Annotated in this window: 20 protein-coding genes and 2 pseudogenes; 12 read left to right on the top strand and 10 right to left on the bottom strand. The window is 62.5% G+C overall.

Annotation, left to right across the window (positions count from 1 at the left end):
• Positions 1 to 9: 9 nt before the first annotated feature.
• Complete coding sequence (locus IAE33_RS21405) at positions 10 to 1,647, bottom strand: FGGY-family carbohydrate kinase (RefSeq protein ID WP_201164985.1); 1,638 nt, start codon at positions 1,645 to 1,647, stop codon at positions 10 to 12.
• Between the two features lie 196 nt (positions 1,648 to 1,843).
• Here IAE33_RS21405 and IAE33_RS21400 point away from each other — a divergent pair, with 196 nt between their 5' ends.
• From IAE33_RS21400 to IAE33_RS21380, 5 genes and pseudogenes are all read left to right on the top strand, one after another.
• Positions 1,844 to 2,842, top strand: a complete 999-nt coding sequence (locus IAE33_RS21400; RefSeq protein WP_201164984.1) for a LacI family DNA-binding transcriptional regulator — start codon at positions 1,844 to 1,846, stop codon at positions 2,840 to 2,842.
• 175 nt (positions 2,843 to 3,017) lie between these two features.
• Positions 3,018 to 3,746, top strand: a complete 729-nt coding sequence (locus IAE33_RS21395; RefSeq protein ID WP_201164983.1) for an SDR family oxidoreductase — start codon at positions 3,018 to 3,020, stop codon at positions 3,744 to 3,746.
• Positions 3,747 to 3,962: 216 nt separating this feature from the next.
• Positions 3,963 to 4,592, top strand: coding sequence for a glutathione S-transferase family protein (locus IAE33_RS21390; RefSeq protein WP_201164982.1), 630 nt, complete (start codon positions 3,963 to 3,965; stop codon positions 4,590 to 4,592).
• Positions 4,593 to 4,620: 28 nt separating this feature from the next.
• A pseudogene (locus tag IAE33_RS21385) lies at positions 4,621 to 5,526 on the top strand (pyridoxamine 5'-phosphate oxidase family protein); the annotation flags it as partial.
• Positions 5,527 to 5,571: 45 nt separating this feature from the next.
• Positions 5,572 to 6,467: pseudogene (locus tag IAE33_RS21380) on the top strand (LysR family transcriptional regulator).
• A gap of 74 nt (positions 6,468 to 6,541) precedes the next feature.
• Here IAE33_RS21380 and IAE33_RS21375 read toward each other — a convergent pair.
• Entirely contained in the window at positions 6,542 to 7,792 is a 1,251-nt protein-coding gene (locus IAE33_RS21375) for a ribonucleotide-diphosphate reductase subunit beta (RefSeq protein ID WP_028634571.1), read from the bottom strand.
• A 249-nt stretch (positions 7,793 to 8,041) separates the two neighbouring features.
• Entirely contained in the window at positions 8,042 to 10,921 is a 2,880-nt protein-coding gene (locus IAE33_RS21370) for a ribonucleoside-diphosphate reductase subunit alpha (protein ID WP_028634572.1), read from the bottom strand.
• Positions 10,922 to 11,599: 678 nt separating this feature from the next.
• Between IAE33_RS21370 and IAE33_RS21365 the strand changes: the two genes are divergently transcribed.
• Together IAE33_RS21365 and IAE33_RS21360 are read left to right on the top strand one after the other, a co-directional pair.
• Complete coding sequence (locus tag IAE33_RS21365; protein ID WP_060482112.1) at positions 11,600 to 12,292, top strand: response regulator; 693 nt, start codon at positions 11,600 to 11,602, stop codon at positions 12,290 to 12,292.
• Positions 12,289 to 13,896: an ATP-binding protein gene (locus IAE33_RS21360; protein WP_201164980.1), complete on the top strand. Its 1,608-nt coding sequence runs from the start codon at positions 12,289 to 12,291 to the stop codon at positions 13,894 to 13,896. Before IAE33_RS21365 ends, IAE33_RS21360 begins: the two co-directional genes overlap by 4 nt.
• A 3-nt stretch (positions 13,897 to 13,899) precedes the next feature.
• Here the strand turns inward: IAE33_RS21360 and IAE33_RS21355 are convergent, their stop codons facing one another.
• Together IAE33_RS21355 and IAE33_RS21350 are read right to left on the bottom strand one after the other, a co-directional pair.
• Entirely contained in the window at positions 13,900 to 14,601 is a 702-nt protein-coding gene (locus tag IAE33_RS21355; protein WP_201164979.1) for a 4'-phosphopantetheinyl transferase family protein, read from the bottom strand.
• 43 nt (positions 14,602 to 14,644) lie between these two features.
• Positions 14,645 to 15,436, bottom strand: a complete 792-nt coding sequence (locus IAE33_RS21350) for a dienelactone hydrolase family protein (RefSeq protein ID WP_201164978.1) — start codon at positions 15,434 to 15,436, stop codon at positions 14,645 to 14,647.
• A gap of 129 nt (positions 15,437 to 15,565) precedes the next feature.
• Here IAE33_RS21350 and IAE33_RS21345 point away from each other — a divergent pair, with 129 nt between their 5' ends.
• From IAE33_RS21345 to IAE33_RS21330, 4 genes are all read left to right on the top strand, one after another.
• The gene (locus tag IAE33_RS21345; protein ID WP_201164977.1) at positions 15,566 to 16,171 is read left to right on the top strand and encodes an outer membrane beta-barrel protein; all 606 of its coding nucleotides are present in this window, start codon (positions 15,566 to 15,568) and stop codon (positions 16,169 to 16,171) included.
• Positions 16,172 to 16,257: 86 nt separating this feature from the next.
• Positions 16,258 to 16,935 (top strand): response regulator, encoded by a 678-nt coding sequence (locus tag IAE33_RS21340; protein ID WP_201164976.1) that lies wholly within the window; start codon positions 16,258 to 16,260, stop codon positions 16,933 to 16,935.
• Positions 16,932 to 18,278, top strand: coding sequence for an ATP-binding protein (locus IAE33_RS21335; RefSeq protein WP_201164975.1), 1,347 nt, complete (start codon positions 16,932 to 16,934; stop codon positions 18,276 to 18,278). Before IAE33_RS21340 ends, IAE33_RS21335 begins: the two co-directional genes overlap by 4 nt.
• Before the next feature lie 300 nt (positions 18,279 to 18,578).
• Positions 18,579 to 19,901: a dicarboxylate/amino acid:cation symporter gene (locus IAE33_RS21330; RefSeq protein WP_201164974.1), complete on the top strand. Its 1,323-nt coding sequence runs from the start codon at positions 18,579 to 18,581 to the stop codon at positions 19,899 to 19,901.
• A gap of 93 nt (positions 19,902 to 19,994) precedes the next feature.
• On the opposite strand, the gene tsaA is transcribed toward IAE33_RS21330, so the two are convergent.
• The 5 genes from tsaA to rimO all read right to left on the bottom strand — a co-directional run bounded on the left by tsaA (position 19,995) and on the right by rimO (position 23,778).
• Positions 19,995 to 20,687 (bottom strand): tRNA (N6-threonylcarbamoyladenosine(37)-N6)-methyltransferase TrmO, encoded by a 693-nt coding sequence (gene tsaA, locus IAE33_RS21325; RefSeq protein ID WP_201164991.1) that lies wholly within the window; start codon positions 20,685 to 20,687, stop codon positions 19,995 to 19,997.
• A gap of 6 nt (positions 20,688 to 20,693) precedes the next feature.
• Positions 20,694 to 21,155 (bottom strand): DUF1456 family protein, encoded by a 462-nt coding sequence (locus tag IAE33_RS21320; RefSeq protein ID WP_201164973.1) that lies wholly within the window; start codon positions 21,153 to 21,155, stop codon positions 20,694 to 20,696.
• Positions 21,156 to 21,202: 47 nt separating this feature from the next.
• Positions 21,203 to 21,913 carry an rRNA pseudouridine synthase gene (locus tag IAE33_RS21315; RefSeq protein WP_201164972.1) on the bottom strand — a complete coding sequence of 237 codons (711 nt, stop codon included), beginning with the start codon at positions 21,911 to 21,913 and terminating at the stop codon, positions 21,203 to 21,205.
• 75 nt (positions 21,914 to 21,988) lie between these two features.
• The gene (locus IAE33_RS21310; RefSeq protein ID WP_201164971.1) at positions 21,989 to 22,444 is read right to left on the bottom strand and encodes a GNAT family N-acetyltransferase; all 456 of its coding nucleotides are present in this window, start codon (positions 22,442 to 22,444) and stop codon (positions 21,989 to 21,991) included.
• 2 nt (positions 22,445 to 22,446) lie between these two features.
• The gene (gene rimO, locus IAE33_RS21305; RefSeq protein ID WP_201164970.1) at positions 22,447 to 23,778 is read right to left on the bottom strand and encodes a 30S ribosomal protein S12 methylthiotransferase RimO; all 1,332 of its coding nucleotides are present in this window, start codon (positions 23,776 to 23,778) and stop codon (positions 22,447 to 22,449) included.
• A 234-nt stretch (positions 23,779 to 24,012) separates the two neighbouring features.
• Here rimO and IAE33_RS21300 point away from each other — a divergent pair, with 234 nt between their 5' ends.
• Positions 24,013 to 25,923, top strand: a complete 1,911-nt coding sequence (locus tag IAE33_RS21300) for a potassium transporter Kup (protein WP_201164990.1) — start codon at positions 24,013 to 24,015, stop codon at positions 25,921 to 25,923.
• Positions 25,924 to 26,056 lie beyond the last annotated feature (133 nt).

Below are 26,056 nucleotides of genomic sequence, written 5' to 3'. Positions count from 1 at the left end.
GCTGAAATCTTAGCCCGACGGTTGCAGGTAGGCGCTAGTGCCCTCAACTGCAGGCGGGGAGGGCGGGACGCTCAGCGGCGTGGGTATCTTGAGCGGCTCATCCGCAGTAGGCGCCAGCCCTGCCAGCCGGTGCATACTGGGCTTCAACGCTGGATACAGGTCGCAATAGACCGAGAACAGCTGATCGTATAACGCCTGGGTGCGAGGGTTGGGCGTGGCGCGTCGTTCAAGGGTGCGCCACCCACGCACGTTGGCCAGGTCGTCAATGTCGCCCGTGGCCAGCGCTGCCAGCATGGCCGCGCCCAGCGGTGCTTCTACGGCTTGCTCGATGGTAAGTACCGGATACCCGGTTATATCGGCAATGATCTGCATCCACAGGTCGGAGGCTGCGGCGCCCCCTACCACGATCAACTCGGGGTCCAGGCGCTCGGCGCCCTGGCGACCGCGCTCGATATTATGGCGCAGGGCATAGCCCAGCCCTTCCAGTACTGCACGATAGAGGTGCGCTCTGGTGTGGTACAACGACAGGCCCACATAAGCGCCGCTGGCCTGGGCGTCCCAGACGGGGCTTCGTTCACCCATCATATAGGGCAGGAACACCAAGCCGTCTGCCCCCGGCGGCGTTTTGCCTGCTTCGTCCTCCATCAACTGGTGCACGTCCACGCCAACGCCCATGGCGGCCGCGTGTTTTTCCCGTGTACAGAATTGCTCCCGAAACCAACTGATCGAAGCCCCCGCCGTGATGGCGCCGCCGAAGATGTAAAGGTAATCGGCCGGCTTGTGCACGTAGGGCATGCTGATAAGCCCCAGTTGTGCATCTGTGCGGCGATTGACGAAGCCCCAGCACATGCTGGTCCCGAGCATCGCCACATGATTGCCCGGGGTCAGCACGCCGGCTGCGAGCGTTGCCATCGCCGCGTCCACGCCACCAGCCACGACTGGGATACCAGGGCTGAGCCCCATCAGCCGGGCAGGTGAAGGCAGCAGTTCACCAATGACTTCACCTGAGTCGACCAGGCGCTGCGGCATGAGCTGGGGGTCGATCCCCAGGCGCTCGAGTAGGGGGACGGACCAAATGCGTTGCTTGATGTCGTACACGCCACCGATATTGCCTGCCGAACTGTGGTCTACGGCCACACACCCGCTCAAGTGATACTGCACGTAGCTGTTGGGTGGCAGCAGATAATGCGTCCTGGCCCACACGTCTGGCCTGTTGCGCTTGATCCACAGCATCTTCGTGTAGCCGTAGTAGCTGTCCACACCATTGCCGGTCGTGTCGTGAAGGTAGGCCAGGTCGATATTCTGCCGAACCCAGTCAGCTTCTGTCGTGGCACGGCGATCCATCCAGATGAGGCACGGGTGCAGTGGCATCATCGCTGTGTCCACCGGTATGCCCGACCCGCCGTACAGGCTGCTAACACAGATGGCTTTGATATCGTTCGGCTGGATGCTGCTGCTGGCGACGGCATTGGCGACCGCCTGGTAAACCGCCTTCAGCCACACGTCAGGCCATTGCTGAGCCCAGAGTGGTTCTGGCTGCTCGACCTGGTAGCCCACGGAGGCCTGAGCAACGATCGCCCCTTGAGTTGAAATCAGCAGTGCCTTGGTACTCTGCGTACCGATGTCTACCCCAACTACATAGTTCATGAGCACATCCTTTGGTTGTTTTTATTGGCTCATGTTGACGTCTACATTTTCAGCCTGGTGTGAAGGCTCAGGATTAGAACTGGGCTAAATCGACAGGCAATGTAAACGTCAACATTGAAATAAAACTAGCACGGCATTTTTCACCTGACAATGTTGCGTGTACCCTCGACGCACCGCCTCCTGATGCTGATTCGACATGGCCAAACCTGGTAAAGCTACGATCACCGATATCGCCAAGCGCGTGAACATGACGACTGTCACCGTATCGCGAGCGCTCAACCAGCCGGAGAAAGTGAAGAAGTCGACCCTGGCGCACATTCTTGAAGTGGCCCGCGAGCTCAATTACGTGCCCAATGCATTTGCCCGCAGCCTGAAAAACCAGGAGAGCCGGTTGATCGGCCTGGTTACCGCCAGCCTGGACAATCCCTTTTATGGCGAGATCATCAAAGCCATTACCCGCGAAGCCAAGCGCCGGGACTACACCCTGATGCTTTTCGACACAGATGGCTCCCCGGCGCTTGAGGAGAAGGCAGTCGACACGCTGCTCAGCTACCAGGTGGCAGGTATTATTCTGTCAGTGGTTTCTGATGCTGAAGATTATTGCCCAGCTTACCTTCCCAAGTTGGAGCAGGCCGCCATACCGGTAGTGCAGATTGACAGGAAGCTGCACGATGCCACGTTCGCCGGTGTATACCTGGATAACGAAGAAAGCGGTTTGCGGGGAATGCGGGCGGTGCTTGCCCAAGGCCATCGCCACGTACTGGTGGTAGGTGGCCCCGCGCGCTCGGCCATCACCCAGGCCCGTCTTGCCGGGATCCGCAGGGCGGTAGAGGAATGTTCAGATCCGGTTACCCTCGATGTGCTTGAGGGTGACTACACACAGGCGCCTGCATGCGACCGGACCGCGGCTTACCTGCAAGGCGGAGCGCGGCCTCAGGTCATCTTCGGCCTGAACAACCTGATGACCCTGGGCGCTCTGGAAGCGCTACGCAGCCAAGGGCTGTCGAGGGCGGACATTCAGCTGTTCAGCATCGATCAGGTTCCGTACGCCGAACTTTATGGCGAGCCCATTGCGTGTGTCAGCCACAGTAGCTACGAAGCCGGGGCTGGCGCCATTGGCATGTTGTTCGAAGCCATAGACGAGCCCGGACGCATCCAGGCAGACCTCACAATCAAAGGCACATTGCATGGCTGAGGCGGCAGCCCGGTTCATCCTCAACGTATTTGCTTACAAATGTAGACGTTGACATTCTGCTTGTCACGCACCTAGATTCAGCGCCGTGACAAGGCTGAACGGCCAAAAATGTAGACGTGAACATTTCTGCCCAAACAATTACAACATGCCTTACGAAGGCAAGCAGGAGCTGAATATGTCCTATCAACTGGAAGGGAAGGTTGCAGCAATCACGGGTGCCGCCTCTGGCATCGGCTTGGCCACCGCAGAAGCAATGACACTGGCGGGGGCCCACGTGGTCTTGATAGACCGGGATGAAACCGCCCTTGGGCTTGCATGTGAGCGGCTTGGGCCGCAGGCGACACCGTTGATGATCGACTTACTGGACAACGACAGCTGTGCCACTCTGCTCAAACGGATTGTGGATCAGGCAGGCGGGCTGGATATTTTCTATGCCAACGCAGGCAGCTACCTGGGTGGCAACTTCACAGAGGCCGACCCCCTGGCCATCGACCGCATGCTCAACCTCAACGTCAACGCGGTCATAAAGAACATCAACGCTGTGCTGCCACACATGATCGCCAAAGGCACCGGCGACATCATCGTCACAGGCTCGGTCGCCGGGCATTTCCCTGTCCCTTGGGAGCCTGTGTACTCGGCGTCGAAGTGGGCTGTGAACTGCTTCGTACAAACCTTGCGCCGCCAGGTCAAAGACCAGGGCATCAGGGTGGCGGCCGTGTCACCCGGCCCGGTCAACAGCGCCTTGCTCGCTGACTGGCCGGCAGAAAACCTGCAGAAAGCCCTGGCCCTTGGCAGCCTCATAGAACCCTGTGTGGTGGCCGATGCGGTCATGTACATGCTCACACGCCCTCGCAATGTGACCATCCGCGACATGGTGGTGCTGCCTTCGGCGTTTGATATGTAGCAGTCATCACTCTCCCACAGGGCCAGGTGTTGCATTAAGTGTCTACCTGCCGGTGGGAGAGGGCTCACCCGCCCCAGGCCTTCAATCACGATTAATGGTCTTATTATTCCACCCAATGAAATTATGGATTACCCCGCACACTGATTCCTCTGCGTTGTGATCCGGTGCAGCATGTGCTCCACCAGCCCACCCCGGTGCTGACCTGGAGTTCAAGCCATGCCTCGCCCCATCAAGCTTTACAACTTCCCCAAGTCTGGCCATGCCCACCGCATCGAACTCATGCTCTCTCTCCTTGGGCTGCCAACCGAACAGGTGCTTGTCGACTTGGCAAAGGGGGCACACAAGCAGCCGGATTTCCTGGCGCTCAACCCGTTCGGGCAGGTGCCGGTCATTGACGATAATGGCACTGTGATCGCTGACTCCAACGCCATCCTGGTCTACTTGGCCAAGCAATACGGCGAAGGGGCCTGGCTACCGGAGGCCCCTGCGGCGGCTGCACGTGTGCAGCGCTGGCTGTCGGTGGCGGCCGGGCCGTTGGCGTTTGGCCCTGCTGCGGCCCGGCTGGTTACCGTATTCGGGGCCTCGTTCAACACCGACGAAGTGATCGCCCGCGCCCACACCCTGCTCAAGGTAATGGACGCCGAGCTGGCCAAAGCACCCTTCCTCGTGGGTGATACGCCCACCATCGCTGACGTCGCCAATTACTCCTACATTGCCCATGCCCCTGAGGGCAACGTATCGCTGGAGCCTTACATCAACGTGCGTAACTGGCTGGCGCGCATCGAAGGGTTGCCTGGTTTCGTGCCCATGCCGCGCACCGTCATCGGGCTGCAGACCAGCGCCTGACACCCCCGCCCTCATGAGGAGCGCCGTTATGGAACAGCCTCAGCACCTCCGCGCCTCACCTTGGCATGCGGGCGAGAAAAGCCTGCAGGAAATGGCCGGGGTAGCGGCGCGCATGGAGGCGGTCGGGCAAAAGGTCATTCGTGACCATATGCCCGAGCAGCACCGCAGCTTTTTCCAGCAACTGCCGTTCCTGGTGGCGGCCAGTGTGGATGCCCAGGGTCGCCCTTGGGCAACCCTGCTTGAAGGGCCGGAAGGGTTTATCCGTTCTCCGAGTCCCCAACAACTGACCATCGACGCCGGGTTGTCAGTGGATGATCCCGCCACCCCCGGGTTGCGGCCTGGGCAGGCCATTGGGTTGCTGGGTATCGAACTGCACACGGGTCGACGCAACCGTCTCAATGGGCAGATCCACCACTCGGCGTCAGGCCAATTGCAGGTCACAGTGGAGCAATCCTTTGGAAACTGCCCGCGCTACATTCAGCCGCGTGACTACAAGCGCGTCGATGCGCCCGCCCAGCGGCGTGAGGAATCAACCACCCTGAACGCGGCCACCCGAACATTGATCCAGGCCGCCGATACCTTCTTTGTTGCCAGCTACGTGGAGCATGACGACGGCAAGCGCTCGGTCGATGTGTCTCACCGGGGCGGCAGGCCGGGGTTCATCAAGGTAGAAGGCAATGTTCTGACCATCCCGGACTATGCTGGCAACCTGCACTTCAACACGCTGGGCAACCTGCTGCTGAACCCGCTGGCCGGTTTGCTGTTCATTGATTTCACCAGCGGCAGCGTGCTGCAGCTAAGCGGGCACGCCGAGGTACTGCTGGAGAGCCCCGCGGTTCACCTGTTTGAAGGCGCACAGCGGTTATGGACGCTGCGTGTGGAGCAGGTCGTGTGGCGCCCAGCTGCTGTTTCCCTGCGCTGGGCCCTCAAGGAGTAAGCCAGCGGTGTACCCTGCTACCTCGAAGCCTTTGGAGCCTGAATGGACCAGATCCACCTGATGAAGGTGTTTGTCGCAGTAGGTGAGCTGGAAAGCTTTGCCGCCGCCGCCCGCCGCCTGGACATTTCCCCGGCTGCCGTCACCCGTGCGGTCAGCGCCCTGGAACAACAGCTCGGGGTCAAACTGCTGCTGCGTACCACGCGCAGCGTACGCCTGACCGAAGCCGGCAGCCGCTACCTGGAGGACGTACGGCATATCCTGGCCAGCATCCATGAGGCCAACGAAGCCGCTGCCGGCATCAACGCCAACCCTAAAGGGGAGCTGGCGGTGACCGCGCCCAGCCTGTTTGGCAAGAAATTCGTCATGCCCTGTATCGTGCGCTACCTGCAGCACTACTCGCAGGTGGATGTGTCTGCCTACTTTCTCGACCGGGTGGTGAACATGGTGGAGGAGGGCATGGATGTGGCCGTGCGCATCGGCCCGTTACCCGACTCCGGGCTCAGGGCGTTGCGCGTGGGCCAGGTGCGGCGCATGTTGTGCGCCTCGCCCGGGTACCTGTCGCGCCACGGCACCCCACGGCATCCCTCGGATTTGTCCGACCATGCCGTGATCGGCACCACCAACCTTTCCCCGAGGGCCGGCTGGCGCTTCGGGGTCACCGATGAGCCCACCCTGGTGCGCATGAAGCCGCGGCTGATGGTCACCAGCAATGATGGGCTATTGCGGCGGCCGTCGGAGGGTTGGGGATTGCGCGGTTGTTGTCGTATCAGGTCGCAGACGAGTTGGCCAGCGGCCAGTTGCAGGTGATTCTGGCCGAATACGAGGAGGCCCCCTGGCCGATCCATGTGCTGCACCGGGAGAGCAAGTATGGTTCGGCCAAGGTCAGGGCCTTCATCGACATGCTGGCGCACGAGCTGCGGATGCAGCGGTTGGACTGAAAACGTTGGGAGGCAAATTGCGTTCGTAAAAAAGGCTGCCAATTGGCAGCCTTCCTGATGTTCAGCCTGGGCAATCAATCCCAGCTCAACGCCCCACCGGTCTGATACTCGATCACGCGCGTCTCGAAGAAGTTCTTCTCTTTCTTCAAGTCCATGATCTCGCTCATCCACGGGAACGGGTTGGTCGTGCCTGGGTATTCTTCTTTCAGGCCAATCTGGGTCAGGCGACGGTTGGCAATGAACTTGAGGTAGTCTTCCATCATTGCCGCGTTCATGCCCAGCACGCCGCGAGGCATGGTGTCGCGGGCGTATTCGATCTCCAGCTGGGTCCCTTGCAGGATCATCTGGGTCGCTTCTTCCTTCATCGCCGCGTCCCACAGGTGCGGGTTTTCGATCTTGATCTGGTTGATCACATCGATGCCGAAGTTCAGGTGCATCGATTCGTCACGCAGGATGTACTGGAACTGCTCGGCCACGCCGGTCATCTTGTTGCGGCGGCCCATGGACAGGATCTGGGTGAAGCCGCAGTAGAAGAAGATGCCTTCCAGCACGCAGTAGTAGGCGATCAGGTTGCGCAGCAGCTCCTTGTCGGTTTCTACGGTGCCGGTGTTGAATTCCGGGTCGGAGATGGCGCGGGTGTATTTCAGGCCCCAGGCGGCTTTTTTAGCGACCGACGGGATCTCGTGGTACATGTTGAAGATCTCGCCTTCATCCATGCCCAGCGATTCGATGCAGTACTGGTAGGCGTGGGTGTGGATCGCCTCTTCGAACGCCTGGCGCAGGATGTACTGGCGGCATTCCGGGTTGGTGATCAGGCGGTACACGGCCAGGGCCAGGTTGTTGGCGACCAGCGAGTCGGCGGTGGAGAAGAAGCCGAGGTTGCGCATGACGATGCGGCGCTCGTCTTCGGTCAGGCCGTCCATGCTCTTCCACAGTGCGATGTCGGCGGTCATGTTGACCTCTTGCGGCATCCAGTGGTTGGCACAGCCATCCAGGTACTTCTGCCAGGCCCAGTCGTACTTGAACGGTACCAACTGGTTGAGGTCGGCGCGGCAGTTGATCATGCGCTTTTCGTCAACAGCCACGCGGGCCGACGAGCCTTCCAGCTCAGCCAGGCCTTCGGCGATGTCGAGGGCGTCGAGGGCGGCCTTGGCGCGCTTCACGGCTTCGGAATCAGCAGCGGTGGCGGCACGGGCTTCCAGGGCGGCGGCACCGCCGGCGCTGTCCAGCTTGTCGAGGGTGGCAGCGGCAGTGGCCTGCGCAGGGGTGTTGCCTTTGGCGGCTACTTCGCCGTCTTCTTTGTCGAATTCGTCCCAGCTCAGCATGGTGAGGTTCTCCTGCTTGAGGGCCATCTATGGAGTATGGCCGGTGGATCGTGGTTGCGATGCTTTGGCCCCCAAAGGGGGTACTGCAGTGCACGCAAATCTGATTGCCCTTGGTCGGGCTGGCCCAGGCATTGGCGCCCAGGACTGTTGTGTTTGGCTGTTGGGCAGGCGGCGGCAAGGCCGGCCTCCCACAGGGTGCCGTGTGGCTACACGGAAAAGAGGCTTCCCAAGGGAAGCCTCAGCCAAGCCTTACTGGCAGGCTTCGCAGTCCGGCTCGTCGATCGCGCAGGCCTTTGGCACAGGTGCCGGGCCGGCGGCCTGAGCAGGGGCGCTGTCGCCACCGCTGGACACGGCGTTGAGCTTGCCGGTGTTGATGGTCGACTTCTCGGTGCTGGTCGCGGCCAGGGCACGGAGGTAGTAGGTGGTTTTCAGGCCACGGTACCAGGCCATGCGGTAGGTCACGTCCAGTTTCTTGCCCGAAGCGCCGGCGATGTACAGGTTCAGCGACTGGGCCTGGTCGATCCACTTCTGGCGACGGGAGGCGGCATCGACGATCCACTTGGTCTCTACTTCGAAGGCGGTGGCGTACAGGTCTTTCAGCTCTTGCGGGATGCGCTCGATCTGCTGCACCGAACCGTCGTAGTACTTGAGGTCGTTGATCATTACCGCATCCCACAGGCCGCGGGCTTTCAGGTCGCGGACCAGGTACGGGTTGATCACGGTGAACTCGCCCGACAGGTTCGACTTCACGTACAGGTTCTGGTAGGTCGGCTCGATGGACTGCGACACGCCAGTGATGTTGGCGATGGTCGCGGTCGGCGCGATGGCCATGATGTTCGAGTTACGAATACCTTTTTGCACGCGCTCGCGCACCGGCGCCCAATCCAGGGTTTCTTCCAGGTTGACGTCGATGTACTTCTGGCCACGGGCTTCGATCAGGATCTGTTGCGAATCCAGCGGCAGAATGCCCTTGGACCACAGCGAACCCTGGAACGTCTCGTAGGCGCCGCGCTCGTCGGCCAGGTCACAGGAGGCCTGGATGGCGAAGTAGCTGACCGCTTCCATCGACTTGTCGGCAAACTCGACGGCAGCATCGGAGCCGTACGGAATGTGCTGCAGGTACAGCGCATCCTGGAAGCCCATGATGCCCAGGCCGACCGGGCGGTGCTTGAAGTTGGAGTTGCGCGCTTGCGGCACCGAGTAGTAGTTGATGTCGATGACGTTGTCGAGCATGCGCACAGCCGTGTTCACGGTGCGTTGCAGCTTGGCGGTGTCCAGCTTGCCGTCGGTGATGTGGTTCGGCAGGTTGATCGAGCCCAGGTTGCAGACGGCGATCTCATCCTTGTTGGTGTTCAAGGTGATCTCGGTGCACAGGTTGGAGCTGTGTACCACACCCACGTGCTGCTGCGGCGAGCGCAGGTTGCAAGGGTCCTTGAAGGTCAGCCACGGGTGGCCGGTTTCGAACAGCATCGACAGCATCTTGCGCCACAGGTCTTTGGCCTGGATGGTCTTGAACACCTTGATCTTGTTGTACTCGGTCAGGGCTTCGTAGTACTCGTAACGCTCTTCGAAGGCCTTGCCGGTCAGGTCGTGCAAATCTGGCACTTCCGAAGGCGAGAACAGGGTCCACTTGCCGTCATCGAAGACGCGCTTCATGAACAGGTCCGGGATCCAGTTGGCGGTGTTCATGTCGTGGGTACGACGGCGGTCATCACCGGTGTTCTTGCGCAGCTCGATGAATTCTTCGATGTCCAGGTGCCAGGTTTCCAGGTAGGCACACACCGCGCCCTTGCGCTTGCCGCCCTGGTTCACTGCAACGGCGGTGTCGTTGACCACTTTCAGGAAGGGTACGACGCCCTGGGACTTGCCGTTGGTGCCCTTGATGTAGGAGCCCAGTGCACGCACCGGGGTCCAGTCGTTGCCCAGGCCACCGGCGAATTTGGACAGCATGGCGTTGTCGTGGATCGCGTGGTAGATGCCCGACAGGTCATCCGGCACGGTGGTCAGGTAGCAGCTGGACAGCTGCGGGCGCAGGGTGCCGGCGTTGAACAGGGTAGGCGTCGAGGCCATGTAGTCGAAGGACGACAACAGGTTGTAGAACTCGATCGCGCGGGCTTCCTTGTCCTTCTCTTCCAGCGCCAGGCCCATGGCCACACGCATGAAGAACACCTGAGGCAGCTCGAAGCGTACGCCATCCTTGTGGATGAAGTAGCGGTCGTACAGGGTCTGCAGGCCCAGGTAGGTGAATTGCTGGTCACGCTCGTGGTCGATGGCCTTGCCCAGGCGCTCCAGGTCGTAACCTTTGAGGGCAGGGTCCAGCAACTCGAACTCCACACCCTTGGCCACGTAGGCCGGCAGGGCCTTGGCGTACAGGTCGGCCATTTCGTGGTGGGTGGCGCTGTCGGCCACGTTCAGGAAGCCCAGGCCTTCGGCGCGCAGGGTGTCCATCAGCAGGCGGGCGGTAACGAACGAATAGTTCGGCTCACGCTCGACCAGGGTACGGGCGGTCATCACTAGGGCGGTGTTGACGTCCTTGAGGGCCACGCCGTCGTACAGGTTCTTCAGGGTTTCGCGCTGGATCAGGTCGCCGTCGACTTCGGCCAGGCCTTCGCAGGCTTCGCTGATGATGGTGTTCAGGCGCGCCATGTCCAGCGGGGCCTTGCTGCCGTCAGCCAGGGTGATGCGAATGGTCGGGTGCGCCTCGATCACGCTTTCGACGTTGGCGCGGGTAGCGCGCTCCTTGGCGCGCTGGTCGCGGTAGATCACGTAGTCGCGGGCGACTTTCTGCTCGCCTGCGCGCATCAGGGCCAGTTCGACCTGGTCCTGGATTTCCTCGATATGAATGGTGCCACCCGATGGCATGCGGCGCTTGAACGTCGCGGTGACCTGCTCGGTCAGGCGCGCGACGGTGTCGTGAATGCGCGACGAGGCGGCGGCGGTGCCGCCTTCAACTGCGAGGAACGCCTTGGTGATGGCCACGGTGATCTTGTCGTCGGTGTAGGCGACGACGGTACCGTTACGCTTGATCACGCGCAGTTGGCCAGGTGCAGTGGCGGCCAGATCCTGGTTGGAATCGGCAACCTGCGGGGCCTTGGCCTGCGGGTTCTCGCGAGTCGTGTCGGTTTGCATGGGTGGGTGTCTCCACAGTTTCTATATTGATCAGGCGCCTTCTGGGCGCCCACCGTTCCGTCCACTTGCTCGATTGCCCTGGGGGATGCGCAAAACGAACGCATCCGCCCGCGCGGGCGTACCGACTTCGGGACAGACTCAGGAATTAGGGCAATGGCTCGCCGCTCCCTGGCCGAAGTCAAAGGTTCTGGGCTGGGCCCAAAAACTGTTGCTCACAGGTGGCAGGCCTGGCCTGTTGCACCCGTGCCCGAACAAGGCCCTGGAAGGGCTTGCCTCGGTCGCCTCCGCAGGAGCGGTTTGGCTGCTGAAATCACGTGAAGTTCAGCCGAAAAATCGCTTGATTTTGCGGGTTGACTTTTAGGTGTGATTTTGCACGAACCCCTATATCTAGTGGTTCGCTGCGTTCGGGATACAAGATAATGCGGTATTGGGGTGTTTGCAAGGCGAGCTGCTGTGGATAAGTTGTGTGTACTTTGTGAGTGAATCCTGAGTATTCGCTGTAGGCCTTGTGGCCACTGGTTTGGAGTCCTTTTCAGCCCTGAACTGCCATTGGGCAGATTTGCGCCGGCGTGATCCTTGTCACAAAAGCTGCGTTATCCAACGTGCCGGCCATGGCTTGGCGGCGTACCCCGCCAACCGTACTATGACCCGGCGAACACCCTTCACAAGGCGCCTGCCATGGACAACCGCTGCGCACGTATCCTCATCGTCGAAGACGACCCGCGGCTGGCCGAGCTGACCGCCGAGTACCTGCAGGCCAACGGCTATGCTGTCACCGTCGAGGGGGATGGCGGCCGGGCCGCACGGCTCATTATCGACAGCCAGCCCGACCTGGTCGTGCTCGACCTGATGCTGCCCGGTGAAGACGGCATGAGTATCTGCCGGCGCGTGCGCAGCCAATACCCTGGCCCCATTCTGATGCTGACGGCGCGTAGCGATGAGCTCGATCAGGTGCAGGGCCTGGACCTTGGGGCCGACGACTATGTGTGCAAGCCGGTGCGGCCGCGTTTGCTGCTGGCGCGCATACAGGCGCTGCTGCGCCGCACTGAACGGCCCCAGGGCCATGCCTTGGCCTTCGGTGCGCTGCACATCGATAACCGCCTGCGCGAAGCCCGGCTGGGCGAGCAGTTGATCGAGCTGACCGGTGCCGAATTCGACCTGCTCTGGCTGTTGGCCAGCAACGCCGGCAAGGTGCTGACACGCGAGCAGATCTTCACCGCGCTGCGCGGCGTTGCCTATGACGGCCAGGACCGTTCCATCGATATACGCATTTCCAGAATCCGCCCGCGGATAGGCGATGACCCCCTCCAGCCGCGTCTGATAAAGACGCTGCGCAACAAGGGCTACCTGTTCGTCGGCGAGGCGCCATGAGCAACTCGATTTTTCTGCGTATCTATGGCGGCATGCTGGCCGTGCTGGTGCTGGTGGCGCTGCTTGGGGTGCTCAGCCTGCATCTGGTCAACGAGGTGCGTGCCGCCCAGCATCGTGAGGGCCTGGCCCAGGGTACCTTCAGCCTGATGGCCGACAACCTCGCCCAGCAGAACGACACCGAACGCAAGCGCTCGCTGCTGATGTGGGAGCGCCTGATGGGGGTGCCGCTGGCCGTGCAGCCCATGGCGGCCGTAAGCCTGGACGGCGCACAGCGTGCGCGCTTGTATCGCGGCCTGGTGGTGGTGGAGAAAACCGGCCCGCATGCGGCCAGGGTATTGCGCAGGGTGGGCCAGCAGGACCTGTTGCTGGTGGCGCAGGTGAAGCAGGTCAGCGAGCAGTTGGCACGCGCCACCCTGTACCTGCTGGCCGACGAACTGGTGCGCTACCCGGTGACGGAACAACAGCAGCGCCTCGAGCAGCTCAAGCAGGACAAGGGGTTCGGCTTTGGCGTTGCGTTGCAGCGCATCGAGCGGGCGAGCCTGGACGATGACCAGCGACGCCGCGTGGAGGAGGGCGACACGGTCATGGCGCTGGGCCGGGACGGTGACTCGATTCGGGTATTCGCCGGGTTGGCGGGCTCGCCCTGGGTGCTGGAGATTGGCCCGCTGTACCAGCTCAACCCGTACCCGCCGCAACTGTTGGTACTGATCGCACTGCTGGGCCTGAGCCTGATCGGGCTTGTCGTGTACTTGCTGGTGCGCCAGCTTGAACGCCGTGTTTCCGGGCTGGAAAGCGCCGCAGCGCGCATCGCGCACGGCAGCCTGGATACGCGCGTGCCCGCAGGGGACGCCGACTCGGTAGGGCGCCTGGCCCAGGCGTTCAACGGTATGGCCGAACACCTGCAGCGTTCGTTGACCATGCAGCGTGAGCTGGTGCGGGCGGTGTCCCATGAACTGCGCACCCCCGTGGCACGCCTGCGTTTTGGCCTGGAAATGGTCGAAGCCGCCGCTACCGAGCAGGCCCGTGCCAAACACCTGGCCGGCATGGATGGCGACATTCAGGACCTCGACGAACTGGTCGATGAAATGCTGACGTACGCCCGCCTGGAACAGGGCGCACCTGCCCTGCGGTTTCAGCCAGTGGACCTGGACGCGCTGCTCACCCGGGTAATCGACGAACTGGCGCCGCTACGCCCCGGTGTCAGGGTGCTGCGGGGTAATTGTGACAGCACTGCCGCTGATGGCGCCTGGGTCGAGGCCGAGCCGCGTTACCTGCATAGGGCGGTGCAAAACCTGGTCAGCAATGCCTTGCGCCATGCCGAAAGCGAAGTGCGCCTGACCTACCAGCTGGGGCCTCAGCTATGCCGCATCGATGTGGAAGATGACGGCCCTGGCGTACCTGAAAGCTACTGGGAGCGCATTTTCACACCCTTTACCCGGGTCGATGACAGCCGCACCCGCGCTTCCGGTGGGCACGGCCTGGGCCTGTCGATCGTGCGGCGCATCATCCACTGGCATACAGGCCGCGCTACGGTAAGCCGCAGCGCCAGGCTTGGCGGGGCCTGTTTCAGCCTGGCATGGCCGCCACGGCAAACACTGCAGTAGTGCTCAGGCGCTGACCAGGCTCAGCAAGTGGCCCGCCTGCAGGCAGAACTGGCCCTGCAGCACGGCGCCATGCCGCCACTGGGGTGAAAGGTCGGTCAGCAGGCGCAGGCGGGCCAAACCGTCAGCGGACCAGTCCAGCAGCTCGGCGTGCTCGAAGTAGAAGCGCTGGCCGGTCAGCGGGTAGAGGGTCTTGAACAGGCTTTCCTTGAGGGAGAAGGTCAGGGTCACCGTCATGCCCAGCTGGCTGCGGTCCAGCCGCTCCAGCTCCATCGGGGTCAGGATCTCGCCCATCAGCCGTTCGGCGCGCTCGTCGTCCAGCAGTGCCTCCTGATCCAGCCCCAGGCCCTGGCAACTGGCTTGGGCCGCTACCACGGCCGCTGCCCAGCCTTTGCCATGGGTAATCGAGCCGCGAATGCCAGCAGGCCATACAGGCGAACGGTCTTCGTGGGTGGCCGGCACATGATCGCGGCCGTCCAGGCGCTGCAGAGCGGCCCGCGCGCACACCCGGCCGGCCAGGTACTCCGCCTGGCGCTTGGCAACCGAGCGTTGCAGGCTGGCGCTGGGTATCACACCTGCGCGGTGGAAGTCGTCGGGGCCCAGGCGGGCGGGGTCGAACGCGCAACTGACCAGGACTGCCCCGGGTAGCGGGCGGGGCAGGGGCCAGTGGTGTTGAAGGGGGGCGCAACAGGCAGGCAATGTGTTCATGGGCCTATTGTGCCAGCTGCGCAGATGCCATGGGAGGCCGTAGCTATTTGAGTACCTTCTTGAAGAACGCCTGCATGTCGGCCCACGAGCGCTCGTCCGCTTCCTTGTTATAGCCGATGTCCGGGCCACCGTGCCCGCCATGGCTCAGCCTGTCTGCGTCCGGGTTGGTGAACCCGTGCTTGGCGCCTTCAAGGGTGACGAACGTGTAGTCCACCTTCGCCGCGTCCATTTCGGCCTTGAACGCGTCTACCTGCTGCGGGGTGACCATGCTGTCTGCGCCACCGTGCTCTACCAGGATCGCGGCCCGCACCACGCCTGGCTTGGCCGGTGTGTCGGTGACCAGCGCACCATGGAAGCTCACCACGCCGTCGAGCTTCTCGCCGCGGCGTGCGGCGTCCAGCACTACCTTGCCGCCGAAGCAGTAACCAACGGCGCCCAGTTCGTGTTTGTTGGTGTTGGGCTGCATCTTGAGCAGCTCGAGGCCGGCATCGAAACGCCCGGCGGCTGCGGTAGGGTCCTTCATGGCTTCGGCCATGAAGGCCTGGGCGTCCTGAGGGTGTTCGGTGTGTTTGCCATCGCCATACATGTCGATAGCCAGCGCGTTGTAGCCCAGCGCTGCCAGGTCGCGGGCACGGCGCTTGGCGTAGTCGTTCAGCCCCCACCACTCGTGCACCACGACAATGCCGGGGCGCTTGCCAGTGACGGCGTCATCGTAGGCGTAGTAGCCAACCAGCCGATCGCCATTGGCATCCTGGTAGGGGATTTCGCGGGTTTGGACCGCCGCTTGGGTGAGGGCGGCGCTGCACATCAGGGTCAGGGCCAGCAGGGCACGCATGGGTAGTACTCCTTGTTCGCATTCGGTTCGTTCAGCCAGGGTTCAGCGTGGGTTCAGTCGCGGTTCAGTGTGCCTTGCTTACTCTAGCTTCCACACCAAAGCAGCGCACTCAAACAGGAGCTACTTGCCATGAAAACCTTCAATTCCCTGCTTGCCGCCATGGCCGTCTGCGCCGCTGGCATGACCAGCGCCCAGGCCGCTGATGACACCTTCGCCAGCCTGACCTACGGCCAAACCAGCGACAAAGTTCGCAAATCGGGCCTGCTGCAACGCAACACGGACAACCTCAATGCCGACGGCATCATCGGCAAGGACGATACCTGGGGTGTGCGTCTGGGCCAGATCAACGACCAAGGCCGCTACTACATGACCTACGACACCGTTTCCGGTGACCACAGCGGCTTCAAGCTGCGCCAGCAGAACCTGCTGGGCAGTTACGATGCCTTCCTGCCAATCGGCGATACCACCAAGCTGTTTGGCGGTGGCAGCGTGGGCATCACCAAGCTGACCCAGAATTCGCCAGGTGCCAGCCGTGACAGCGACTACGGTTATGCCTACGGCCTGCAGGCGGGCGTGATCCAGGAGCTGACCGACAAGGCCTCGGTCGAGCTGGGCTACCGCTACCTGCGCAGCAATGCATCCACCGAGTACAGCGCCCACGGTGCACCCAAGTCCGGTGTGCTGCGCCTGACCAGCAGCGCACAAACGTATCTGGCGGCTTCCTACAAGTTCTGAGACCCAAGCCGCGTTATCCTGTACAGGCCCAATCGCTGTCACCTCAGCGATTGGGCCTGTACAGGCAAAGCCATAAGGAGCTGCACATGAAACTGCTGGTGGTCGAGGACGAAGCGCTGCTTCGCCATCACCTCAACACCCGCCTGGGCGAAAGCGGCCACGTGGTCGAAGCGGTTGCCAATGCCGAAGAGGCGTTGTACCAGGCCGAGCAGTACCATTTTGACCTGGCCATCATTGACCTGGGGCTCCCCGGTATCAGCGGGCTGGAGCTCATTTCGCGCTTGCGCAGCCAAGGCAAGGTGTTCCCCATCCTCATCCTCACCGCCCGTGGCAACTGGCAGGACAAGGTGGAGGGCCTGGCCGCTGGCGCCGACGACTACCTGGTCAAGCCGTTCCAGTTCGAGGAACTGGAGGCCAGGCTGAATGCATTATTGCGCCGTTCCAGCGGGTTCACCCAGTCGACCATCGCTGCCGGGCCGCTGGTGTTGGACCTCAACCGCAAGCAGGCGGCCCTCGGTGAGCAACCGCTGGCGTTGACCGCCTACGAATACCGCATCCTCGAGTACCTCATGCGCCATCACCAGCAAGTGGTGGCCAAGGACCGCCTGATGGAGCAGTTGTACCCAGGTGACGAGGAGCGTGACCCCAATGTCATCGAAGTGCTGATCGGCCGCCTGCGGCGCAAGCTCGAAGGCGAGCAGGGCTTCAAACCCATCGACACCGTACGCGGGCTGGGCTACCTGTTCACCGAGCGCTGCCGGTGATCCGCTCCCTCCGGGTACGCCTGATGCTGGCCGCCACACTGCTGGCGCTGCTGTTCATGCTGGCGCTGCTCCCGGCCTTGCAGAAGGCGTTCAGCCTGGCGCTCGAGGAGTCCATCGAACAGCGCCTGGCCTCGGACATCACCACCCTCATTTCTGCCGCCCGCATCGAGCACGGCCAGCTGCAGATGCCTGAGCTGCTGCCCGACGAACGCTACAACCTGCCGTACACCGGGCTGCTGGGTTACATCTTCGACCGCCAGGGCAAGCTGGTCTGGCAGTCCCGCGCCACGGCGGCGCAAAACGTCAACTACACCCCCCGCTACGATGGCCGCGGTAACGAGTTCGCCCGTATCCGCCAGGCCTCTGGCGAGGAATTCTTTGTCTACGACGTCGAGGTCAAACTGCTGGGCGGCCAGAGCGCGGCCTACAGCATCGTTGCCCTGCAGCCGGTGCGTGAGTATCAACACACCCTCGATGGCCTGCGGGAAAAACTCTACTTCGGTTTCGGCGCTGCCCTGCTGGCGCTGCTGGTGCTGCTATGGGCCGGCCTGACTTGGGGTCTGCGCTCGTTGCGGCGCCTCAGCCACGAACTGGACGACCTGGAGTCTGGCGCGCGGGAAGGCCTGAGCGGCGATCACCCAAGGGAGCTGCTGCGCCTCACCGGCTCATTGAACCGTCTGCTGCGCAGCGAGCGTAACCAGCGCCAACGCTACAGGCACTCGCTGGACGACCTGGCTCATAGCCTGAAAACACCCCTTGCGGTGTTGCAAGGGGTAGGCGAGAGCTTGCAGCAGCGCAGCGGCGAGCGTGAGCAGTCGCGCATCCTGCAGAGCCAGATCGAGCGTATGAGCCAGCAGATCGACTACCAGTTGCAACGTGCCAGCCTGCGCAAAAGTGGCCTGGTGCGGCACAGCGTAGTGTTGCGGCCACTGCTCGACAGCCTGTGCAGCACCTTGGCCAAAGTCTACCGGGACAAAAACGTGGACGTGACGCTGGACGTGCCGGAACAGGCCTGTGTGCCGATGGAGCAAGGGGCCCTGCTGGAACTGCTGGGCAACCTGCTGGAGAACGCGTATCGCCTCAGCCTGGGTCGGGTGAACGTCAGTTGGGCCAAGGTGCCAGGCCAGCTTACGCTGTGCATCGAAGATGACGGGCCCGGTGTGCCTGCCGATCAGCGCCAGCGCATTCTGGAGCGCGGGGAGCGGCTGGACAGCCAGCACCCGGGGCAGGGCATTGGCCTGGCAGTGGTCAAGGACATCGTCGACAGCTACGACGCCCGGCTCAGTCTGGGTGATTCGGTACTGGGCGGCGCCGCCTTCAGAATCACCTTCAATTTGGAATAGGCTTTTACCACCCGGCGCAAGGCGGATTTCCGCCATCGCCGGTGTACAAATTCCGCCAGCGGGCGGAAACCCGCCATATCCTCTGCAGTGTCGCCCCGTCGTTGGGCACGAAATGCCCGTAAATACTGCCATTGCACCTATCGTGGGCATTTTGGCACCACCTTTGCTATCCATATCAGCAGAGGCCTGCCAAGGCAGCTCGAACACAACGACAAATCCCTCCATGTGCAGGAGGGTTAGCGATTCAGGTGCCGCACCACCCTGGGAAGGGTGAACCGGCGCACTCGAGGAAATTTAGCCATGACGACACGTCAGCCGCTGTACAAATCCCTGTATGTCCAGGTGTTGGTCGCCATCACCATCGGTATTCTGCTCGGCCACTTCTACCCAGAAACAGGCGTCGCCCTCAAACCGCTGGGTGATGGCTTCGTCAAACTGATCAAGATGGTCATCGCCCCGATCATCTTCTGCACCGTGGTCAGCGGCATCGCCGGCATGCAGAGCATGAAGTCGGTCGGCAAGACCGGCGGCTACGCGCTGCTGTATTTCGAAATCGTCTCTACCGTCGCCCTGCTCATCGGCCTCGTCGTCGTCAACGTGGTCAAGCCAGGCGCTGGCATGCACATCGACGTCAGCACCCTGAACGCCAGCAGTGTGGCCGCCTATGCCGCCGCCGGCGCGCAGCAGACCACCGTCGGCTTCCTGCTCAACGTCATTCCCAACACCGTGGTGGGCGCCTTCGCCAACGGCGATATCCTGCAGGTGCTGATGTTCTCGGTGATGTTCGGCTTCGCCCTGCACCGCCTGGGCAGCTACGGCAAGCCGCTGCTGGACATGATCGACCGCTTCGCCCATGTCATGTTCAACATCATCAACATGATCATGAAGCTGGCCCCGATCGGCGCAATGGGCGCCATGGCGTTCACCATTGGCCAGTACGGCGTAGGTTCGCTGGTACAGCTGGGCTACCTGATGGCGTGCTTCTACATCACCTGCCTGCTGTTCGTGCTGGTGGTACTGGGCGGCATCTGCCGCGCCCATGGTTTCAGCGTCCTCAAGCTGATCCGCTACATCCGTGAAGAACTGCTGATCGTGCTGGGTACTTCCTCGTCGGAATCGGCCCTGCCGCGCATGCTGGCCAAGATGGAGCGCCTGGGTGCGAAGAAATCGGTGGTTGGCCTGGTGATCCCCACCGGCTATTCCTTCAACCTGGACGGCACCTCGATCTACCTGACCATGGCGGCCGTGTTCATTGCCCAGGCCACCGACACCCCGATGGACATCACCCACCAGATCACCCTGCTGCTGGTGCTGCTGGTCGCATCCAAGGGTGCTGCTGGCGTGACCGGTTCGGGCTTCATCGTGCTGGCGGCTACGCTGTCCGCCGTTGGCCACCTGCCGGTTGCCGGCCTGGCCCTGATCCTCGGCATCGACCGCTTCATGTCCGAAGCGCGTGCACTGACCAACCTGGTCGGCAACGCCGTGGCCACCGTGGTGGTTGCCAAGTGGGTCAAGGAAATGGACAACGACAAGCTGGCTTCGGAGCTGGCCTCCGGCGGCGGCCCGCTGATTGATACCCGTCCTACCGACGACCTGGGTGTCGCTGAAGGCCCTGCTCGCTGATCTCTGGATAGCGAAACGAAAAAGGCGACCGTGAGGTCGCCTTTTTCATGCCTGCTTATTTACCCTCGGTGTGCGCTTGCAGGTTGGCCCGAATCAGGCCAGCACCACCTCCAGCACCCGAATAACCTGCGCTTGCGGGTAATGCCAACGCACCTGCACGTCCCAGAACTTCACCCCGTATACCCGCTCCGGCGTTGGCACCTGGTAGGCAGGCCGTGGGTCTTGGGCCAGGCATTGCTCAATGAGGTCTGCCACGGGTTGCCCCAGGCGCAGGGTATGCTCGCGAGCCTGCGCCAGGGCAGCGTCGCCCCACTGCACGGCAATCGCTACAGGTGGCTGGCTGGCCATCTGGTTACGGGCATCGGCGACGGTGTCGGCGTAGGGCACATAGGGTTTGATGTCCAGCACCGGGGTACCATCGAGCAGGTCGATGCCCGACAGCAGCAAACGCCCGGGCTCCACACCCTCGAGGCGGACCACCGACTGGCCGATACCGTTGGGCCGGTGGGTGGCACGGGTGGCAAACACCCCCATGCTCTTGTTGCCGCCCAGGCGCGGGGGCCGCACTTTCAGCCGCGGCTTTTCTTCAAGGGCCTGGTGGAACAGAAACAGCAACCAGACGTGGCTGACCTGTTCCAGGCCGTCTACAGCATCACCCTGATCGAACGGCGGCAGCAGCTCCAGCACCCCCCGTGCAGCCGGTGCCAACTGCGGCTGGCGCGGTATGGCGAACTTTTCCTTGAAGCAGGAGCGCACGATGCCGACCGGGCTTACCGTATGCTGCATGGTCATTCAGCCGCGCACGCGCTGGGTAAGGCCCTTGAGGAAGTTGCGCAGCAGCTGGTCGCCGCAGGCACGGTAGTTCTCGTGGCCAACCTTGCGGAACAGCGCGCTCAGCTCGGGTTTGCTGACGGGGAAGTCCACTGACTTGAGGATGGCGTGCAGGTCGTCTTCCTTCAGCTCGAAGGCTACCCGCAGTTTCTTGAGGATGAGGTTGTTGGTAACCGGCAGCTCGATTGGCTGCGCTGGCCGGCTGTCATCCTTACCGCGGCGGTAGATGACCAGGCCGTCCAGAAAGTGCGCCATTACCCGTTCAGGGCAACGCACGAAGCCTTCTTCTTCCTCTTTTTTCACGTAGGTCGCCAGCACCAGGGGATGCACGTCGAGGCCGGATAGCCCGATGATTTCGGCCATCTTGGCGTCGTTCACCTTGAGCATGTAGCGCAGGCTGCGCAGGACGTCGTTGTGGTTCATTGCTGCAGAATCCTGTTCAGGTGCCGCGCACCAGCGCGGCGTGTTGCTTAGAAGCGTTCGGTTGCCGCCACGTAGCGCCATTGGCCAAGCGGCAGCTTGCCCATGGACACACCCCCCAGGCGGATGCGGCGCATGCCCAGCAGCTCAAGGCGCAGATAGGCGCACAGCTCGGAGATTTGCCCAGGTTGAGGGTTTTTCAGCACCAGGCGCAGATGGGTTTCGTTCTGCCAGCTGGCCTTGGCCTTGGGCAATTCACGGTCATTACGCATTACGCCCCGCGACAGGCGTTCCAATGCCTGCGGGCTGGCTTCACCGCGCACCTGGACGACGAATTCCTGCTCCAGACGGCGCAGGTCGGCATTGACCTTGCGGGTCACCCGCCAATCCTGGGTGAACACCTGCAAGCCGCTGGCACCGGGTTCAAGCGGCGCTACGCAGGCCTGGCGGGCAAAGTGGCCGTGCAGGGCGCGCACGCCTTCACGGTGGGCCTCGCTCAGGCTATCCATGCCCATGCTTACGCGGGCGCTCTCGGTATCCTGGCCGGCAGGCTGGTTCAGCAGCAGGGTAACCGGCTCCAGTGTTTCGGCGCGGGCGCCAGGCAGGAGGGCGACGCTTTGCTGTTCAACCTTGAACTGCGGTTGCTCGACCACCACACCGTCGACCGTCACCCAGCCCCCCTCTATATACAGCTCGGCCTCGCGACGAGAACAGCCAAGCTGCTCGACAAGGCGTTTGGACAGGCGGGTGGGTTCGGACATGACGGCGGTTCGCAAAGGCAAAAAGAGCCTGCATTGTACCTTCCCGCGCGGTTGAGGGGCGGGAATCTGTGGCAATCACACCGTTTTGCGCAAACGCATGTGCAGCAACGGGTAGGGCTGGCCCAGGCCATCGGTTGGCGAGCGGCCGGTCACTTCGAACCCTTCATGCAGGTAGAAGCCCAGGGCCTTGGGGTTCTGCTCGTTGACGTCCAGCGTCTGGGCATTCAGTACGCTGACGGCGTGCCGCAGCAACCGCTTGCCTACTCCATGGCCATGCCAGGCAGGGGCCACGAACAGCATGTCCACGCGGCCTTGGGCCACCCCGATAAAACCCTGGATACTGCCGTTTGGCGCCCGGCAGCACACCAGCATCACGGCGTCCAGGTACTGGCGCAAGATCTTGTCGCGCAGCAGCAGGATGTAGCCCTGGGGCATGAAGTCGTGAGTTGCGCGCACCGCATCTTCCCAAACCTGCACCAGCTCCGGGTAATCGCTGAGATGTGGCGTCTCGAGGGTTGGGAGCTGGCTCATGGTCAGATCGGCTCGGCCCACATGTCGTACTCATCGGCATCTACCACCCGGCAGCGCACCTTGTCGCCCGGCTTGAAGCCATGGTCGCCATCAATGAACACGCTGCCGTCGATTTCGGGTGCATCGAAGAAGCTGCGGCCAACCGAGCCCTGCTCTTCCACTTCATCGATCAGCACGTCGATTTCCTTGCCGATACGCAGTTGCAGGCGGGCGCTACTGATGGCTTGCTGGTGAGCCATGAAGCGGTCCCAACGGCCCTGCTTGATGTCATCCGGTACCTCGGCAAGGCCCAGGTCGTTGGCAGGCGCGCCTTCCACCGGCGAATACTGGAAGCAGCCCACGCGGTCGAGCTGGGCTTCGGTCAACCAATCCAGCAGGTACTGGAAGTCTTCTTCGGTTTCGCCCGGGAAACCGACGATGAACGTGGAACGGATCACCAGCTCCGGGCACTGCTCGCGCCATTGCTTGATGCGGGCGAGGGTGCGGTCCTCGAACGCCGGGCGCTTCATCGCCTTGAGCACCTTGGGGCTGGCATGCTGGAACGGGATGTCCAGGTACGGCAGGATCTTGCCGGCCGCCATCAGCGGGATCACATCGTCAACGTTCGGGTACGGGTACACGTAATGCAGGCGAACCCAGGCACCCAGGCTGCTCAGTGCCTCGCACAGTTCGAGCATGCGGGTCTTGACCGGGCGGCCGTTCCAGAAGTCGGTCTTGTACTTGACGTCTACGCCGTAGGCGCTGGTGTCCTGGGAAATCACCAGGATCTCCTTCACACCGGCCTTTACCAGGCGCTCGGCCTCGCTCAGCACCTCACCCACCGGGCGGCTGACCAGCTTGCCGCGCATGGACGGGATGATGCAGAAGCTGCAGCTGTGGTTACAGCCCTCGGAGATCTTGAGGTAAGCGTAGTGGCGCGGTGTGAGCTTCACACCCTGTGGCGGCACCAGGTCGATCAGCGGGTTGTGATCCTGGCGCGGCGGCACCACTTCGTGCACGGCATTGACCACCTGCTCGTACTGCTGCGGGCCGGTCACCGACAGCACGCTTGGGTGCACGTCACGGATACTGCCTTCCTCGACACCCATGCAGCCGGTGACGATGACCTTGCCGTTTTCCTTGATCGCTTCGCCAATCACTTCCAGCGACTCGGCCTTGGCGCTGTCGATGAAGCCGCAGGTGTTGACCACCACAACGTCGGCATCTTCATAAGTGGGCACGACTTCGTAGCCTTCCATGCGCAGCTGCGTCAGGATGCGCTCGGAATCGACCAGGGCTTTGGGGCAACCCAGGCTTACGAAACCTACCTTGGGGGTGGCGGGCGTGGTGGACATGACTAACCTCGGTATTGAATGCAGGTCGCCCGGCCGGAATCGGGGGCGAGCTTGACGGGCGCTTTCGGCGCCTCTGATCAAAAAGTGCGCAATTCTAGCGAGCACAAGGTCGCTTGACCAGCAGAAATACGACGAACGCTGCGCTATGCTTCGCGCCGTTGCGTCAGGCCGCTGCGGATGGCCTGCGTGGAAGTGAACAACAAGGGCCTTGAAGGCCGTCTGCGGGAGTGGTCGATGGTTCAGGCAAGCAGTCACGCCGAGGGCGGGCACGCAGGTAAGCAGGGCGCGACGCGGTCGCTGGGCCTGCTGGTGGCGGCGGTCGGGGTGGTTTATGGCGATATCGGCACCAGCCCGTTGTATACCCTCAAGGAAGTCTTTACCGGCGGCTATGGGGTACCGGTCAACCATGAAGGTGTGTTGGGGATCCTGTCGTTGATCCTCTGGTCGCTGTTATGGGTGGTGTCGTTCAAGTATGTGATGTTCATCCTGCGCGCAGACAACCAGGGCGAGGGCGGCACCATGGCGCTGACTGCACTGGCGCGGCGGGCCACGTCGGCCTACCCGCGGTTGCGCACGCTGATGGTGATATGCGGGCTGATCGGCGCGTCGCTGTTCTACGGCGACAGCATGATCACCCCGGCCGTGTCGGTGCTGTCTGCGGTAGAGGGCATGGGCCTGGCGTTCGATGGCATCGACCACTGGGTGGTGCCCATTTCGCTGGTAGTGCTGGTGGCGCTGTTTCTGGTGCAAAAACACGGTACCGAGAAAATCGGCAAGCTCTTCGGCCCGGTCATGGTCACCTGGTTCCTGGTGCTGGCAGCCCTTGGCGTGCACGGCATTCTGCAAACACCCGAAGTGCTCAAGGCCTTCAACCCGGGCTGGGCGGTGAACTTCTTCGTCGTCCACCCAGGCATGGGCGTGGCCATTCTGGGGGCGGTGGTGCTGGCCCTGACCGGTGCCGAGGCGCTGTATGCCGACATGGGCCACTTCGGTCGCAAGCCCATCGCCCGGGCCTGGTTCGCCCTGGTGCTGCCTGCGTTGGTGCTCAACTATTTCGGCCAGGGTGCAATGCTGCTGCAGAACCCGGAGGCAGCGCGCAACCCGTTCTACCTGCTGGCGCCGGGCTGGGCCCTGCTGCCGCTGGTAGGCCTGTCGACGCTGGCCACCGTCATCGCCTCCCAGGCGGTGATCTCGGGGGCGTTCTCCCTCACCCGCCAGGCCATCCAGCTGGGTTACATTCCGCGCATGCATATTCAACACACCTCCAGTGACGAGCAGGGGCAGATCTACATTGCCGCCGTGAACTGGACGTTGATGGTAGGGGTGGTGCTGCTGGTGATCGGCTTCGAGTCATCTGGGGCACTGGCGGCGGCTTACGGGGTGGCTGTGACCGGGACCATGCTGATGACCACCATCCTGGTGTCTGCGGTGATGCTGTTGCTGTGGAAGTGGCCGCCGATGCTGGCCGTGCCGATCCTGGTGGGTTTCCTGCTGGTCGACGGGCTGTTCTTTGCTGCCAACGTGCCGAAGATCGTACAGGGCGGCGCCTTCCCGGTATTGGCCGGTGGCGTGCTGTTCCTGCTGATGAGTACCTGGAAGCGCGGCAAGCAGATCCTGGTGGAGCGCATAGACGAAGGCGCGCTGCCGCTGCCGTTGTTTATCAGCAGCATCCGCATCCAACCGCCACACCGGGTAGAGGGCACTGCGGTGTTTCTCACGGCCCGGTCCGACGCGGTGCCCCATGCGCTGTTGCACAACATGCTGCACAACCAGGTGCTGCACAGCCAGGTGGTGCTGCTGACCGTGCTCAGCGAGGACCGGCCGCGGGTGCCGGAGCAGGAGCGTTTCGAAGTGGAGGCCTACGGCGACGGTTTCTTCAGGGTGGTGCTGCACTTTGGCTTCATGGACGAGCCTGACGTGCCGGCAGCGTTGAAGCTGTGCCACCTGGACGACCTGGACTTCACGCCCATGCGCACCACGTATTTCCTGAGCCGCGAGACGGTCATCGCCTCCAGGCTGGAGGGCATGTCGCGCTGGCGGGGCAACCTGTTCGCGTTCCTGCTGAAGAACGCCAACGGCAACCTCAGGTTCTTCAACCTGCCGCTTAACCGGGTGATCGAGTTAGGAACGCAGGTAGAGATCTGAGTGACCAGGCAGGAGGTGCAGAATGCCCCCTGCCACAGCGGATGAACCAGCCCTCTAGGTTGCGGCGTTGCGCAGTCCAGTCCTGGACTGCCCCACAAAAGTTGGACACCTATCCAATTTTTGAGGTGTTCAC

This window comes from Pseudomonas sp. S60 (assembly GCF_016647865.1).
Classification (GTDB): domain Bacteria; phylum Pseudomonadota; class Gammaproteobacteria; order Pseudomonadales; family Pseudomonadaceae; genus Aquipseudomonas; species Aquipseudomonas parafulva.
Note: the sequence above shows the minus strand (reverse complement) of the source record. Positions and strands in the feature narration are given on the sequence as shown.

Bases quoted from the DNA above. Each gene is read 5' to 3' on its own strand.
- IAE33_RS21405 (WP_201164985.1), bottom strand. From the start codon at position 1,647: ATGAACTATGTAGTTGGGGTAGACATCGGTACGCAGAGTACCAAGGCA.
- IAE33_RS21400 (WP_201164984.1), top strand. From the start codon at position 1,844: ATGGCCAAACCTGGTAAAGCTACGATCACCGATATCGCCAAGCGCGTG.
- IAE33_RS21395 (WP_201164983.1), top strand. From the start codon at position 3,018: ATGTCCTATCAACTGGAAGGGAAGGTTGCAGCAATCACGGGTGCCGCC.
- IAE33_RS21390 (WP_201164982.1), top strand. From the start codon at position 3,963: ATGCCTCGCCCCATCAAGCTTTACAACTTCCCCAAGTCTGGCCATGCC.
- IAE33_RS21375 (WP_028634571.1), bottom strand. From the start codon at position 7,792: ATGCTGAGCTGGGACGAATTCGACAAAGAAGACGGCGAAGTAGCCGCC.
- IAE33_RS21370 (WP_028634572.1), bottom strand. From the start codon at position 10,921: ATGCAAACCGACACGACTCGCGAGAACCCGCAGGCCAAGGCCCCGCAG.
- IAE33_RS21365 (WP_060482112.1), top strand. From the start codon at position 11,600: ATGGACAACCGCTGCGCACGTATCCTCATCGTCGAAGACGACCCGCGG.
- IAE33_RS21360 (WP_201164980.1), top strand. From the start codon at position 12,289: ATGAGCAACTCGATTTTTCTGCGTATCTATGGCGGCATGCTGGCCGTG.
- IAE33_RS21355 (WP_201164979.1), bottom strand. From the start codon at position 14,601: ATGAACACATTGCCTGCCTGTTGCGCCCCCCTTCAACACCACTGGCCC.
- IAE33_RS21350 (WP_201164978.1), bottom strand. From the start codon at position 15,436: ATGCGTGCCCTGCTGGCCCTGACCCTGATGTGCAGCGCCGCCCTCACC.
- IAE33_RS21345 (WP_201164977.1), top strand. From the start codon at position 15,566: ATGAAAACCTTCAATTCCCTGCTTGCCGCCATGGCCGTCTGCGCCGCT.
- IAE33_RS21340 (WP_201164976.1), top strand. From the start codon at position 16,258: ATGAAACTGCTGGTGGTCGAGGACGAAGCGCTGCTTCGCCATCACCTC.
- IAE33_RS21330 (WP_201164974.1), top strand. From the start codon at position 18,579: ATGACGACACGTCAGCCGCTGTACAAATCCCTGTATGTCCAGGTGTTG.
- tsaA (WP_201164991.1), bottom strand. From the start codon at position 20,687: ATGCAGCATACGGTAAGCCCGGTCGGCATCGTGCGCTCCTGCTTCAAG.
- IAE33_RS21320 (WP_201164973.1), bottom strand. From the start codon at position 21,155: ATGAACCACAACGACGTCCTGCGCAGCCTGCGCTACATGCTCAAGGTG.
- IAE33_RS21315 (WP_201164972.1), bottom strand. From the start codon at position 21,913: ATGTCCGAACCCACCCGCCTGTCCAAACGCCTTGTCGAGCAGCTTGGC.
- IAE33_RS21310 (WP_201164971.1), bottom strand. From the start codon at position 22,444: ATGAGCCAGCTCCCAACCCTCGAGACGCCACATCTCAGCGATTACCCG.
- rimO (WP_201164970.1), bottom strand. From the start codon at position 23,778: ATGTCCACCACGCCCGCCACCCCCAAGGTAGGTTTCGTAAGCCTGGGT.
- IAE33_RS21300 (WP_201164990.1), top strand. From the start codon at position 24,013: ATGGTTCAGGCAAGCAGTCACGCCGAGGGCGGGCACGCAGGTAAGCAG.